The organism is Leeuwenhoekiella aequorea, from assembly GCF_004104375.1.
Lineage (GTDB): Bacteria > Bacteroidota > Bacteroidia > Flavobacteriales > Flavobacteriaceae > Leeuwenhoekiella > Leeuwenhoekiella aequorea.
Genome location: NZ_QOVM01000003.1, coordinates 1 through 13,810, shown reverse-complemented (window position 1 = coordinate 13,810; position 13,810 = coordinate 1). Strand labels below are relative to the sequence as shown.

Here is a 13,810-nt window from a genome sequence, read left to right as displayed (position 1 = left end):
TCTTAAGATTTGCGGCTTTTTTTTATACGTAATGCAACCCGATTAATTCCCGAATTTCATCTAGTGTTTGTATTAGCATCCTACTAAACTTAAAACTCATTAACGGACTTTCAGTTTTGCCAGTTCTTAAGAGGTCTGCAAAATGCATTATTTCGAAAGTATAGCCTTTAGCATTATAACTAAAGTCATGCTCAACCTTGACGCCATTTAAAAGTGTGGTGACTTTATCGGTTTGATGAAATCTGCTATGTAAGAATACTATCCCATTATCACAAACTAATGTAGCTGTAGTAGGCGTATTTTTTAAAATGCTTGATGATAGAAATACGCGTGTATCTGTTTTGTAATTAAAAGTAATTTCTATTTCTTCATCAATTTGTGTCTTACCTATTTTACCTTTTGCAGTAATAGATTCTGGTTTTCCCAGAAGAGCTAATGCGCAAAAAACAGGATAGATACCTATATCAAGAAGAGATCCACCTCCAAGAAGTTTATTGTAAAGTCTCCCATCAGGATTTACGGGTGCCTTAAATGAAAAATCTGCATGGAGCGATTTGACTCTGCCATATCTACCACTTTCTAATTCTTCCTTTACAAATTTAAAATGGGGCATAAATCGGGTCCACAATGCCTCCATCAATAAAACATTATATTCTTTAGCTTTTGCGATCATAGAATCTACTTCTTGTAAATTCATAGCAAAAGGTTTTTCGCACAAAACCGCTTTATTGTGTGTTAAACAGAGTAAGGTGTCTTGAGCATGACGCACGTGTGGCGTTGCGATATAGATAGCATCTACCTGCGGATCTTGGGCTAACTCCTCGTAGCTATCGTAACATTTAGCAACATTATATTTAGCCCCAAAGTCATTTGCCTTTTCCTGCGATCTCGAAGCCACGGCATATATTATAGAATTATCTACCTGCTGCATATCTGTAGCAAAACTATTTGCTATTTTACCAAGACCTATAATTCCCCAACGTATCATCTTCATTATTCAGGTGTTTCTAATTTTGTGTTCTTAAACCCACTTTGAAAAACCAGTCCTATTATTATAACCAGAATGCATCCTATGAAATTGAGCCATAGGTAAGGTAATTTTATATACTCTAATTTATCTAAACTGAAAAGTGCGATCACGATTAGCTGAGTAATAATAGCAGCGATAAAAACGGCCTTAGACTGAATGCGTTTTATAAAAAAGGCAGACATAAAGATTCCTAGTATTGTACCATAGAATATCGACCCAATAATATTTACAAGCTGAATTAAGTTGTCAAAAAGGTTAGCCGTACAAGCGATTAATATTGCTAAAATTCCCCAGCTTAGCGTAAACCACTTGGTAGCATCTACAAAATGAGTTTCCTCTTTTTCCTCATTAAGATTACGCCTGTAAAAATCAACTGTTGTAGTTGCCGCAAGAGCATTTAGTTCAGAAGCTGTAGATGACATAGCAGCAGATAATATTACAGCCAGAAGAAGACCTATCAAACCTCTCGGAAGATTGTTCAAAATAAAATGGATAAAAACATAGTCCTTATCATTTACTTCAACATTTTGATCTGCCTGATTAATGACCATTCGGGCTTTTTCGCGTATGTTTTTTTCTTCTTCATTTAGACTAGCTAATGCTTCAGTGGCTGTACTGTTTGATCCGTTAGCAGCTATAATTGGCGTATTCGGATTTTGAGAAACCATATAGCTTAGTTCTGATTTATCAGAGCGTAACTCATTTAGTTCATCCTGAAGTAGATTGTATTCTTTTTCAAACGGAGTTCCCTGTACAGCTTTTGTAGCTGCGGGATTAAAATTTAATGGAGTAGGGTTAAATTGATAGAATACAAATACCATTACACCTACCAGCAAAATAAAGAATTGCATTGGTACTTTTAAGATACCGTTGAAAATCATACCTAGTTGCATTTCTCGTAAAGACTTTCCGCTTAAATAACGTTGAACCTGGCTTTGATCTGTACCAAAATACGAAAGCATTAAAAATGTACCACCTAAAATACCACTCCAGAAGGTATACCTATTATCAAAATCAAATGAAAAGTCGAGAACATCAAGCTTGCCGCTAGCACCTGCGATTTCTAAAGCATTATTGAAGCTGATATCTTGTGGTAAATAACTAATTATAAGAAAAAAAGCAACAAACATTCCCAGGAAAATAACCCCCATTTGCTGTTTCTGTGTTACAGTAACTGCTTTAGTACCACCAGAGATTGTATAGATTACAACTAGTAAGCCTATTATTATATTCAATGTGTTGAGATCCCATCCTAAAACAGCAGAGAGAATTATAGAAGGAGCAAATATGGTTATACCTGCTGCTAAACCCCGAGATAATAAAAACAATCCTGACGCTAATGAACGGGTACGTTTATCAAACCTACTTTCTAAATACTCATATGCTGTGTAGACATTAAGTTTGTAATAGATGGGAATAAAAAATATACAAATCACAATCATAGCAATAGGAAGTCCAAAATAAAATTGAACGAAACCTAATCCATCATTGTAAGCCTGACCCGGTGTGGATAAAAAGGTAATAGCACTAGCTTGCGTGGCCATTACAGATAAACCTACCGTCCACCATTTTGATTCATTTCCGCCACGTATATAATCTTGGACATTATTACGACCACGAGTTTTATAAACCCCAAAAAGCACGATAAAAGCGAGCGTAGCAACTAGAACTATCCAATCTATAGTTTGCATTCTAAGCGGTATAATAATTCATTAATACAAAAAACAAAATGATATAAATCGCATTCAGTACGAGAACAAGGGTATAGTATTTAGACCATTTATTTTCTTTGGGTGCTATCATGGTTTAATTTCTTGATTATTTTTTCCTACGGAAAGCATATTAGCAAAAAGTCTAAACGCTCCAGATACACCAGCGGGAAGTTCTCTAAAAAAACTGAGTCCGGTATAAATATAATGACCTTTCCCGTATTGTGCTATAAGTAAACTACCTTCACTGGATTCCTCATCTTTATCATGCATTGATAATATGGGCTTATAAGCTGCATCCCACTGGTTAGGAAAATACAAGCCACGCTCTTGAACCCAACCTTCAAAATCTTTTGAAGTTATCTTATTCGGGTAATTCAAAATCTCTGCATTGGGATCTAATATTGTAATTTCTGCCCGTTCGTCTGTAACTCTATCACTACTTAGATGCAATGGATAAGGACCTAAATTTTCAAAATCAAAACCTCTAGACGTATTGTATTGTACAATCATTGTACCTCCATTTGTTACATAATCCAGTAGTAGCGATTGTTTGTACTTAAGTTCGTCCAGAATATTATAAGCTCTTACACCCATAACTACCGCATCAAATTGGATTAACTTCTCTTTTGTTATTTCTGAAACATTCAATTGAGCAACTTGATAACCTATTTCAGTTAGACTTTCAGGTATTGCATCACCAGCCCCTGCAATGTAACCTATATAATCACCTTTTTTTGCAATATCGAGACGTACTAGTTTATTTTTAGAAGGGAGTACAAGTGTTTGCAAGGGAATGTGATCATAATCTATTGTAACTACTTTAGTAGATATATCAGTCCCATCGATTTTAATAATCGGTTGTAAAATGCCCTCACTAGCATTTTTTGGAGGGGTAATAGTGAATTTTAGACTCTTTGTTTCCCCTTTATTTGATATACTTATTTTTTGAGGTTCAGAAACTTTCCAGTTTTCTGGAACTTGTAGCGAGACGATACCATTAATATTTGAAGTATACGCGGTAATATTGGTAGTTATTACTTTAGATTCTGTAGTAGGAAATATCACAACAGGCTCTTTAATTTCCACAGAAGCTTTTGGTACGATTTCAAAAGGTTCATAAACTTCACCATTTACACGATCATTGTATTTGTAAATTAGATCTGTGGTAATAGGTATTAGCATACCATCAATTCTAAAATTGAAAATTGCTTTGTTTTTTTTAGGTGTTTCCGCGAGACCTATTAACTGCTGATCTGCAACAGCATACATTCCCTCTGTACCTTCTTTTGTTAACCAATATGCTGTGGTAAGCGTTGCCTCTGCTAAAATAATCTCAACACTTTTGCTGTAACGGGTATTAAAATTTAAGTTTTGAGAAATTGCTATTGTCTTTTCTGAAGGTAGAAGGGTAATAGATTCTAATGTAATAGGATATTCACTCCGATTAATAGCCTCTATTTGTAATGCTAATTTTTGGTTAGCAGTTGCCGTTTGTTGTGAAGTTGCCGTTTCAATATAGAGTCCGGCACATGCTTTAATGATTTCGATAATTTCCAAACTTTTTAATTCTCTCCAGTGCTTATCTTCTAGCTTGGTGATTAGTTGATAAGCATTCAATAAATCTGGTAAACTAGCAGCAGGATTTTTAAAATCATAATTCTTTTCTACAGCATTTAGAATTGTTCCTACAGCTTCTCCATCAGAAAGCCGATTCCACGAAGTGTCTATACCTTCAAAGAGGTTTCCGTTATGAGGATATTCTCCTTTTAAGAGTTCGAGATATTCTATTTGATTTCCACGGGTTCCTGTATTGCCAAATCCTTGCGATTTATGCTGACTGCGGCTTAGCGCAGATATTTCAGTATTACTTAAACCAAACGCAGGATAAAAACTACCCACATCAACTTTAACCAAATTACTTTTATCGGCTTTATTAAATGCATCTTGACTACCATAAAACCAATAGGAGGTATTAAAAAACAGACGTTTTGGTTGCCAGGCATCAGTAAGTTCTAATTGATCTGAATAACGTGTAATATCATTTGCCAACTCAAAGGCCTCAACACTTAGCATAGCGGATGTGGTATGATGACCGTGAGTTGTGCCTGGAGATCTATGATCAAAACGATTAATTACTACATCTGGTTTAAAATTACGTATAGCCCAAACCACATCACTTAAAACCTGATCGCGCTCCCAAAATTCCAAAGTTTCTTCGGGATTTTTTGAGTATCCGAAGTCATTTGCTCGTGTAAAGCGTTGTTCGCCACCATCTGTACGGCGAGCTGCTAGTAATTCTTGCGTACGTATAACACCGAGTAGTTCGCGAATTTCTGGACCAATTAAATTTTGTCCACCATCACCACGGGTAAGTGCTAAGTAGCCAGTACGTGCGTGAAGGGTATTTGCAAGGTAAGAGATCATTGCGGTATTCTCATCATCTGGATGAGCGGCAACGTATAAAGCTGATCCTAGAAAATTTAAACCCTTGATTTGTTCGTAAATTTCTGAAGAAGATGGCTTTTTAGGTTTTTGAGCTTGTAGCTGCCAAGTTAAGCAGCAAATAAGAGCGATTAAAAAGCGCATGAAATAAAAATTTTAAGTTAGAACAGGTAGTTTCAAAGATAGGTAAAACGGTATCTAAGCAGATTCCTTTAGAGTTTCTTTAACAGAAATTACATCGTGAATTTCCATGATAATTTCTTAGGAGGATTAGATATATTTCTTAATAATTATTTAGACTTTTAGAAGCAAGTCATAAAGTTTTTGAGTAGGTAAACCCATTACCGTATTATAAGAACCCTCTAATTTCTCTAATGCCACATGACCTATCCATTCTTGAATGCCGTAGGCACCAGCTTTGTCGAATGGTCGAAATGTTTTGATATAATGATCCATTTCATTCTCTGTAAAATTTCTGAAGTAAACAGTAGCGGTATCATGGGTAACCCATTGTTGCATTGAGGTAGTAACACATATTGAAGATATAACCTTATGACTTGTACCACTCAATAACTTCAACATTCGTTTTGCATCGGTAGCATCTGTAGGTTTTCCTAGGGCCATATTCTCTTTAAAAACTAATGTATCTCCAGTTATTAGTACTTCATTGTCTTTCAACTCAGGAACAAAAGCAGCTGCCTTTTTCATTGCGATGAACTCTGCGATTTCGAATGGAGCTAGTCCGTCTGGATAACTTTCATCTATAGGTTTTAAATGTACTTCAAAGTCGACACCCAAAGCAGCTAAAAGTTCTTGTCGCCGCGGTGATTGAGAAGCAAGTATGAGATGTTTTGATTGAAGTGAATCTTTTAGCATATAAATGATATGTTTTTAAATATAAAGCGAATTAGTACTTTAAGGTTAGAGTAAGTATTCCTATTGATAGAATACCCATTAACATGATAAATTTTAGTAATCCAGATAGATATGAATAATGCTTTTGTTTGTCTGCATACCGTGCTTTTATACAGAAAAGTCCTAACGGAATTATTTGAGCAACAACTAAATAGAGTGATAACCAGATATTTTCCTGAAGATATACATAGATATATCCTACTAATATAAATATGTAGACAACCCCTATATAACCTGCTACTTTTACAGTGCGCTCTAAGCCTAAAACGATTGGTAATGAATTAATCCCAACAGCATAATCACCTCTCGCATCCTCTATATCCTTGACGATTTCTCTTAAGAAATTTAGCATGCAGGCAAAAACAGCATAATCTCGTAAAATATTAAAAGGAATCATTAGCTCATCCTGATTGATTCTTAATAGGGGAAGTAAGTCAAATACGACTAGAATAAAAATAGAAGAAGCAACGAGGGCGCTTACTAATAAATTACCTATAAATATAACCCGTTTTATAAAGCTCGCATAAACATAGAGTAGTGCAGATATAAGAACAAATAGGGTTGTGAAATTAGAAAGGCCTATGCGGGAACATAGAAAGAAACCTATACCAACACCAGAGATATTTAAAACTAGGTAATAATTAAAAGCTGATTTTTCTGAGATCGTGGAAGGAATATATGATTTATCTGGTTTGTTAATGATATCGCTATCAATATCGTTTAAATCATTTATTACATACCCCGCAGCAGCAATTAAGACGGTAGCAGTAATAAGTAGGAAAAAATTAAATGATGTTAATGCAACAGGTAGATTCAATGCTTTTAGAAAGCCATAATGAACCAATACTTGTGTTAAGATAATCAACAGTAAGTTCTTGTAGCGTATAAGTTTTAGTAAAATCAATTTTAGGCTTTAAGAAATGCCAAATATAATAAAAGCCACGCTTCGCGTGGCTTTTAAGATTAATTGATGAATGATGATTTTTATTGTTTACTAATACTCCCGCCGCTACTCTCTACTGCCGCTACTTTTTGTGGTGTACCCCAATAGTCTATATCTCCGGCACTAGAGGCTTTTGAAGCAATTTCTTTAGAAACATAAATACGTATACTACCTGCACTTGAAGCTTCAGCGTCACAAAATTCAGATTTTAGATCTTTAGCATTTATAGTTGCTGCAGAGCTTACATCCAATTCTACCGTCTGTGCTTCTCCTTCAAGATTAAGGGTGGCCGCACTACTAGCATCTGCAATTATTTCACGAATTTCTACAGGTAGTTTTACGGTAGCGGCACTCGATAGATCAAATTTTATACGATCACCGGTTAACGATTCTAAAGCTGTAATACTTGATGCACTACTTGCTTTAATTTCTTCAATAGGTTGTGTGTAAGTGACCACGATTTTCTTAGATGTAGCTTCACCTATATTTGAATTATCTGAAGTTTCTATGCGTAAAGTATTTCCATCAAAATTAATATCTAAATACTCAAGCAGATTGTCATCCATCTCTGCTACAATTCCCGGTTTATCTCCTTTTTTCAGAATTATATCCCATCCATTGCTAGCATTGATTTTTGTAAACTCATTAGATAAATTTAAATCTTTTAAAACAACATTGCCATTGCCATTAGTTTGACCTATTTCAAAATTGAAATTACAAGATGTTAATAAGAATGCGGTAAAAATACCTACCAATAGTTTGATTAATGTTGTCATAACGTTGATTATTTGATTGATTAAATTAATTTATTGAATCTTTTCTGAATATCACGGTGTCCTTGTCAATGTTGCGTTTTACATTAACTCCATCTTTACTGGGTTTTACTTTAGCTTTATATTCATAAATGCCATCTGTAGCTGTTGTGTCTATTGTTGTTTCAGAATATTCCCAGTCATCAAAATCATCTTCTACATCCTCAGGACAGTCTAAACACTCCAGATCATTGGATCTCATTATTATGTGACTTCCTATAAAATCATGATCAAGTAAATCTGAATAGCGACTTCTATGATAGGAAGAAATGTTTTCATCGGTTAGTAACAAGATTCCTTCAGGGATAGCTAATATTAACTCTACTTCTTGATCTCTAAATTTGTTTTTTAAGTCTGTAATAAAGTAATTATCAAGTAATAAAGTATTGTTCTCAAATTTATAGCTATAAATTATATTTCCAGCAAGTTGTTGAGCATCACTATACGAACTTCCCTGAGCATTCTTTTTAATGATAAGCTTGGCATCTGGAGAATCACTTTTCTGAATGCTTAGATTAACATCTCTATTATATATTACTTTATTACCATTGGCATCTGTACGTATTTTCCAGCTTGAATTGTGATACTTATCTGCGCCATATTGATTTTGGGTAACCATTTTTACCCGCAGTGTATCTGTTTTAGAAACTGGTATTACTTCTGTGATGAGTACTTCTCCGTCAACTGCAGCCGCAATTCCTTGGCGTATTCCTAAAACAGCTAGCACAATTAGAGAGATTAGCCATAATCCGAGTAGGGTTAATTTAGCAGTTGTACCTAATCTTTTTAAAGTATTTACAAGGATGCGAAGTCCTAAGTAAAACAACATAAAGAATGGTATACCTACAGCAACAAACGTTACGAGTATTAGCACCCAGAGTGGGGCTCCTGTAGTATTTACCATCCCTACGTAATCTGCGATTGTACCATCAACAAAATCTAATGTACCAGCTGTAAACAGACCCACAAAGAGACCTATAAGCGTAGAACCACCTACCAGAATTAAAAATATACCTATGAATTTCACAAATAATTTGAGGAAGAACATAACAACTTTCCCTAAACTACCAGCTAGAGAATCTGCTCCTTTACGAGCTTGATTGCCATATTTAACATAGTCAACATTTTTTACAGAGTCTGCAACAGTATCAAAGCCCTCTTTCACTTTGCGCTGTATATTGTCTATGTTCACAACCTTTCCCCGCATTTCGAGTTTTTCTGTTGTTGTGCGGGCTACGGGTACAAAGATCCAAAAAGCTATATAGATTAAAATAAAGCCACCCCATGAAAAAATGGTGAGCAAAATAAGTGCAACGCGTATCCATATAGCATCAATGTGGAAATAATGTCCTAATCCAGAACAAACTCCTCCTATAAAAGATGCATCTGTATCTCTATATAATTTTTTAGAAGTGTTAGAAGCATAAGTAGGTTGAGGTTCATCTTCAAAAAGATCTTCATCCAGGCGATAATCTTCGGGTTGCCCCATAATATTTATTACTTCATCGACCTCTGTAAGACCTATTACCTGACGCTCGTTTTTAACACGTTCATTAAAAAGTTCTCCTATGCGAGCTTCTATGTCTTGTATGATTTCTTCACGTCCCTGAGCATCTGTAAAAGACTTTCTAATGGCGTCTAGATAACGCTGCAGCTTTCCGTAAGCGTTCTCATCTATATGAAAAAATAATCCTGCTAGATTTATATTTACTGTCTTATTCATTGTTTTTAGCTTTTTGATTGGTTACCAGTTGAACGGCTTTCTGCAAGTCATCCCAGGTCGATGATAGTTCGTTTAAAAAGAGCTTTCCAGTTTCAGTTAGGCCATAGTACTTACGTGGCGGACCACTAGTAGATTCTTCCCATCTGTAGTTTAATAAACCGGCATTTTTAAGTCTGGTTAATAGCGGATAAATTGTTCCTTCAACAACCAGTAATTTGGCGTCCTTAAGGGTTTCCAGAATTTCAGCTACATAAGCATCTTCATCTTTTAAAATAGATAAGATGCAATACTCCAGAACACCTTTACGCATTTGCGCTTTTGTGTTTTCAATCTTCATAGATTCTCATTGTTAATCGATTAATAACTGTTCGTTTTTTGACTCACCATTAGGTGAAATAATTTTGCTTAAGCTTTAGTTGATGAATCTAAAGGGCTCTCCTTTTCAGAAAGACTAAGCGGTTTTAAAAAGTTTATAGTAAGTGGATATTTATATTCTTCACCATTACTCGCGCTCACAGCTGCAGATATTACACAGAAAAGTGTAATAACGCATAATGCTAATAGCAATATTCCAAATATTAGAGCTGTCATAATTAGTCCCACAGCATCTGCAGGCACAACAAAGCTTTCATAGGATTGATTGAAGAGATTAAGTTCTTCTGATGCATTAACGAGATGCCAGATAGCAAATGGAATAGCTATAAGAACAAGTGTAATGGCATAAAGTGTAGTACTCATTTGAAAATTAAGAGCTCTTCTTCCGTGATTATCAATATATATAGATTCTTTTTTTAAAGCAGCCCATATCAAAAGGGGAGCGATAAAGTTTCCTAATGGGAAAATGAATTGTGTAAAGACTGATAGATGTATAAAAGTCGCTACATTTTTTTGATAGGTAGTAATGCTAGTTTTCATTGCTTATTATTTTCTTATGCAAATATATATATAAAGGCAGGTATTTTGCATTACATAGTACCTAAATTTAACTTTATTTTAACAAAAAAGAAAATTTCAGATGTAGTTTGATAAGTCTAACTTTGATGAATAAAATCTAATATATGTCACTAACTGCGAGCAAATTCAACAAGTTTATAATGTTTAAGTTACCATCTGCTTGGCTTTGTGGCGTTCGGGTAAAATCAATTTCTGAAAGATCAAGTTCCACAACTGTAAGGCACAAATGGATCAATCAAAATCCGTTTAATTCCATGTTTTGGGCTGTACAAGGAATGGCAGCTGAGTTGAGTACAGGAAGTATGGTAATTAATCAAATAAGACAAAGTGGTCATAAGATTTCGATGTTAGTGGCTAATAATAAAGCGTCATTTACAAAGAAGGCTTCCGGAAGAATAACATTTACCTGTAATGATGGTGATAAAATTGCAGATGCTATTCAAAACACAATTAGAACAGGTGAAGGACAAACCTTTTGGATGCAAAGTATAGGTACAAATGAGGATGGGGTTGTAGTAAGTACATTTGATTTTCAATGGACAGTAAAGGCAAAGCAAAATGCAAAACATTAATTGATTTGTAACATTTTTCTGAGGAACGACACCTATTAGTATATCTAACTAAGAATTTAAATTTATGACAGCACACGAGATAGATTACCAGATTTTTGGAGAGGAAATGCAGTATGTAGAAATTGAGCTTGATCCTCAAGAAGGCGTTATTGCTGAAGCGGGTACTTTTATGATGATGCAGGATGGTATTCAGATGGAAACGATCTTTGGTGATGGTTCTAAAAATGATACGGGGCTTTTAAATAAGATATTTGGAGCCGGAAAGAGATTGCTCACTGGTGAAAGTATGTTTATGACAGTCTTTTATAATAATCTAATAGGAAAGCGTAAAGTAAGTTTTGCATCTCCCTATCCTGGTAAAATCATTCCTATTGATTTGAATAAAAATGGCGGAAGGTTTATATGTCAGAAGGATGCATTCTTATGTGCTGCAAAAGGAGTTTCGATCGGAATAGAGTTTTCAAAAAAAATAGGTAGAGGTCTTTTTGGAGGTGAAGGTTTTATAATGCAAAGACTTGATGGCGACGGGATGTCCTTTGTTCACGCTGGCGGTACAACATTTACTAAAGAATTACAGGTTGGCGAAAAATTAAAGGTTGATACCGGTTGTATCATAGGGTTTGATCATACTGTTAATTATGATATAGAATTTGTAGGAGGTATAAAGAATACTTTATTCGGAGGAGAAGGTGTGTTTTTTGCAACATTAACGGGTCCGGGTACAGTTTACATTCAATCTCTGCCTTTTAGCAGATTAGCTAAACGAGTGTGGGCTTCAGCTCCACAAGGTGGAGGAAAAGACAAAGGAGAAGGAAGTATTTTAGGTGGAATAGGAGATCTGCTAGATGGAGATAATAGATTTTAATTCAATAAATTATAGTATTTGTTTATTTTTAACAAAATATTTTAATTTAATAGATTATTTTTAAACAAAATCACAAGAAACTGCTTATTGATTAAAAATTACTTAAAAAAAATTTCTAACCTAAACTGATTCAAATATGGCAAGAGCAATGTTTGAGTACACTAAGACGATCTTAAAAAAAGTAAGTTTTGACAGTGTACTTTTTTGCAAAGAATTACAGAAAGCAGCAAAACGTTTACTCCCTTACGAAATAGAGGAATTAAGAGTCTGGATTCAAGAAATAACCAAAACCAATCCAGAATTAAACCAATGTATGATTTATTTAAAATCGTAGATTGAGAGAGCTCTAAAAGAAAAGGCTTCCTATTAGGAAGCCTTTTTATATTTTAGGACTTGAATTTTTGTGGTAACGGACTTATAATTTGAACATTTTGGAAGGTTATAGCTCCTTTAACCACACCAGCAATTGTATTCCGCAGCGATTCTATTATCTGCATTTTCAACTCACTTTTGTGATAGAGTAACGAAACTTCACGAGCAGGTGCAGGATCTTTAAACATATGCAGATACTTTTTTTCTTCACTTTTAACTTCTAAGGTATGTAAATAGGGTAGAAGAGTCATGCCTAAACCTTCATTGGCAAGACGTACTAAAGTTTCAAAGCTTCCGCTTTCTAAAGAAAATGTATCATCCTCATAATTTCTATTGGCTTTACATAGATTAATAACTCCATCTCTAAAACAATGACCATCTTCCAGCAATAGCATATTATTTAAATCTAAATCCTCTATGGTAATTTTTTCGGTATTATGTAATTCGTGATTTGATGGTATATAACCTACAAAAGGTTCGTAATATAAAGGTCGCTCTTTAATAGATTCTATATTAAGTGGAGTTGCGGCGATTGCAGCATCTAGATGCCCATCTTCAAGTCGCTCTATTATAGTATCTGTGGGCAATTCCTCAATCTTTAATTTTACTTTCGGGTACTTATTAATAAAATTTCTAAGAAACATGGGTAGCAGAGTAGGCATTACAGTGGGTATTACACCTAGCCTAAACTCACCACCTATATATCCTTTTTGCTGATCTACTATATCAGTAATGCGATTGGCTTCATTAACAATATTTCTAGCCTGAGTTACAATCTTACGACCTACATCTGTAAGTTCTATGGGTTTTTTACCACGGTCAAATATTATAATGTCAAGCTCATCTTCTAACTTTTGTATCTGCATACTTAAAGTGGGCTGCGTTACAAACGTTTTTTCTGCGGCTTTAGTAAAATTCTGATTCTCGGCAACAGCCAGAACATATTTTAGTTGTGTGATGGTCATAAGTATAATTTACACTTCAAAAATAAAACGACCAAATGATTTTCTTTAATAAATCTTCTACTATTATCTAATTTCCTTGTTGTGCTTAAAAGGTTTTAATACTGAAAGATTATATGTCCTATAATTACTTCCTTAAATTTTACCTTTCGATTTGGTTTAGTTTGGAATTTCTTCTTGTAATAGAATGCTAATTTTTTATAAGTTGATGTATATATAGGAGTGATGTTTAATAGAACTTCAATTACTGAAGATATCTGCACATATTTAGCTGCAGATTATAAAATCACGAATTAATGGGGTTAGGAGATGTCGTTGATCGAGTGGAATCAGAAAATCTCGAACTTCTGATGCTTTGTAAGCCCTGCAAGAATTCTCCTCGTGCTATATAGGAGTGCCTTTTAAGAATCTTTTAAAATTATTTTGAGTTTTAAGGTATTGGTTTACAGTTGTTTTGTAAAAATATTAAAATTAGTTTAAGAAAGTGCTTGCGGGGTTAAATAATGGT

The 13,810-nt window shown here is 34.5% G+C and carries 13 protein-coding genes; 3 read left to right on the top strand and 10 right to left on the bottom strand.

All coding sequences use genetic code 11. From position 1 onward, the window contains the following. Positions 1 to 22: 22 nt before the first annotated feature. From DSM00_RS07455 to DSM00_RS07415, 9 genes are all read right to left on the bottom strand, one after another. The gene (locus DSM00_RS07455) at positions 23 to 994 is read right to left on the bottom strand and encodes a Gfo/Idh/MocA family protein (RefSeq protein WP_128757418.1); all 972 of its coding nucleotides are present in this window, start codon (positions 992 to 994) and stop codon (positions 23 to 25) included. After that, on the bottom strand, positions 994 to 2,721 hold the full coding sequence (locus DSM00_RS07450; protein WP_128757417.1) for a sodium:solute symporter: 1,728 nt from the start codon (positions 2,719 to 2,721) through the stop codon (positions 994 to 996). The genes DSM00_RS07455 and DSM00_RS07450 overlap by 1 nt, the downstream gene beginning before the upstream one ends. A gap of 108 nt (positions 2,722 to 2,829) precedes the next feature. Continuing rightward, entirely contained in the window at positions 2,830 to 5,328 is a 2,499-nt protein-coding gene (locus DSM00_RS07445; protein WP_128757416.1) for a PIG-L family deacetylase, read from the bottom strand. 150 nt (positions 5,329 to 5,478) lie between these two features. Further along, positions 5,479 to 6,060, bottom strand: coding sequence for a Maf family nucleotide pyrophosphatase (locus tag DSM00_RS07440; protein ID WP_128757415.1), 582 nt, complete (start codon positions 6,058 to 6,060; stop codon positions 5,479 to 5,481). A gap of 31 nt (positions 6,061 to 6,091) precedes the next feature. Beyond that, on the bottom strand, positions 6,092 to 7,003 hold the full coding sequence (locus DSM00_RS07435; RefSeq protein WP_128757414.1) for a geranylgeranylglycerol-phosphate geranylgeranyltransferase: 912 nt from the start codon (positions 7,001 to 7,003) through the stop codon (positions 6,092 to 6,094). 80 nt (positions 7,004 to 7,083) lie between these two features. Then, positions 7,084 to 7,818, bottom strand: coding sequence for a head GIN domain-containing protein (locus DSM00_RS07430; protein ID WP_128757413.1), 735 nt, complete (start codon positions 7,816 to 7,818; stop codon positions 7,084 to 7,086). Between the two features lie 25 nt (positions 7,819 to 7,843). Continuing rightward, positions 7,844 to 9,577 carry a PspC domain-containing protein gene (locus DSM00_RS07425; protein ID WP_128757412.1) on the bottom strand — a complete coding sequence of 578 codons (1,734 nt, stop codon included), beginning with the start codon at positions 9,575 to 9,577 and terminating at the stop codon, positions 7,844 to 7,846. After that, positions 9,570 to 9,914, bottom strand: coding sequence for a PadR family transcriptional regulator (locus tag DSM00_RS07420; RefSeq protein ID WP_128757411.1), 345 nt, complete (start codon positions 9,912 to 9,914; stop codon positions 9,570 to 9,572). Before DSM00_RS07420 ends, DSM00_RS07425 begins: the two co-directional genes overlap by 8 nt. A 68-nt stretch (positions 9,915 to 9,982) precedes the next feature. Then, positions 9,983 to 10,492, bottom strand: coding sequence for a DUF4870 domain-containing protein (locus DSM00_RS07415; RefSeq protein WP_128757410.1), 510 nt, complete (start codon positions 10,490 to 10,492; stop codon positions 9,983 to 9,985). A 143-nt stretch (positions 10,493 to 10,635) separates the two neighbouring features. Between DSM00_RS07415 and DSM00_RS07410 the strand changes: the two genes are divergently transcribed. From DSM00_RS07410 to DSM00_RS07400, 3 genes are all read left to right on the top strand, one after another. Next, positions 10,636 to 11,103, top strand: a complete 468-nt coding sequence (locus tag DSM00_RS07410) for a DUF4442 domain-containing protein (RefSeq protein ID WP_128757409.1) — start codon at positions 10,636 to 10,638, stop codon at positions 11,101 to 11,103. Between the two features lie 64 nt (positions 11,104 to 11,167). Beyond that, positions 11,168 to 11,968 carry a TIGR00266 family protein gene (locus tag DSM00_RS07405; protein WP_128757408.1) on the top strand — a complete coding sequence of 267 codons (801 nt, stop codon included), beginning with the start codon at positions 11,168 to 11,170 and terminating at the stop codon, positions 11,966 to 11,968. Positions 11,969 to 12,104: 136 nt separating this feature from the next. Further along, positions 12,105 to 12,302 (top strand): hypothetical protein, encoded by a 198-nt coding sequence (locus tag DSM00_RS07400; protein ID WP_128757407.1) that lies wholly within the window; start codon positions 12,105 to 12,107, stop codon positions 12,300 to 12,302. A 52-nt stretch (positions 12,303 to 12,354) separates the two neighbouring features. On the opposite strand, the gene DSM00_RS07395 is transcribed toward DSM00_RS07400, so the two are convergent. Further along, complete coding sequence (locus tag DSM00_RS07395; protein WP_128757406.1) at positions 12,355 to 13,305, bottom strand: LysR substrate-binding domain-containing protein; 951 nt, start codon at positions 13,303 to 13,305, stop codon at positions 12,355 to 12,357. Positions 13,306 to 13,810: the final 505 nt, after the last annotated feature.

Coding starts and splice junctions, on each gene's coding strand:
- DSM00_RS07400 (WP_128757407.1), top strand. CDS start 12,105: ATGGCAAGAGCAATGTTTGAGTACACTAAGACGATCTTAAAAAAAGTA.
- DSM00_RS07430 (WP_128757413.1), bottom strand. CDS start 7,818: ATGACAACATTAATCAAACTATTGGTAGGTATTTTTACCGCATTCTTA.
- DSM00_RS07455 (WP_128757418.1), bottom strand. CDS start 994: ATGAAGATGATACGTTGGGGAATTATAGGTCTTGGTAAAATAGCAAAT.
- DSM00_RS07410 (WP_128757409.1), top strand. CDS start 10,636: ATGTCACTAACTGCGAGCAAATTCAACAAGTTTATAATGTTTAAGTTA.
- DSM00_RS07440 (WP_128757415.1), bottom strand. CDS start 6,060: ATGCTAAAAGATTCACTTCAATCAAAACATCTCATACTTGCTTCTCAA.
- DSM00_RS07420 (WP_128757411.1), bottom strand. CDS start 9,914: ATGAAGATTGAAAACACAAAAGCGCAAATGCGTAAAGGTGTTCTGGAG.
- DSM00_RS07405 (WP_128757408.1), top strand. CDS start 11,168: ATGACAGCACACGAGATAGATTACCAGATTTTTGGAGAGGAAATGCAG.
- DSM00_RS07450 (WP_128757417.1), bottom strand. CDS start 2,721: ATGCAAACTATAGATTGGATAGTTCTAGTTGCTACGCTCGCTTTTATC.
- DSM00_RS07415 (WP_128757410.1), bottom strand. CDS start 10,492: ATGAAAACTAGCATTACTACCTATCAAAAAAATGTAGCGACTTTTATA.
- DSM00_RS07425 (WP_128757412.1), bottom strand. CDS start 9,577: ATGAATAAGACAGTAAATATAAATCTAGCAGGATTATTTTTTCATATA.
- DSM00_RS07395 (WP_128757406.1), bottom strand. CDS start 13,305: ATGACCATCACACAACTAAAATATGTTCTGGCTGTTGCCGAGAATCAG.
- DSM00_RS07445 (WP_128757416.1), bottom strand. CDS start 5,328: ATGCGCTTTTTAATCGCTCTTATTTGCTGCTTAACTTGGCAGCTACAA.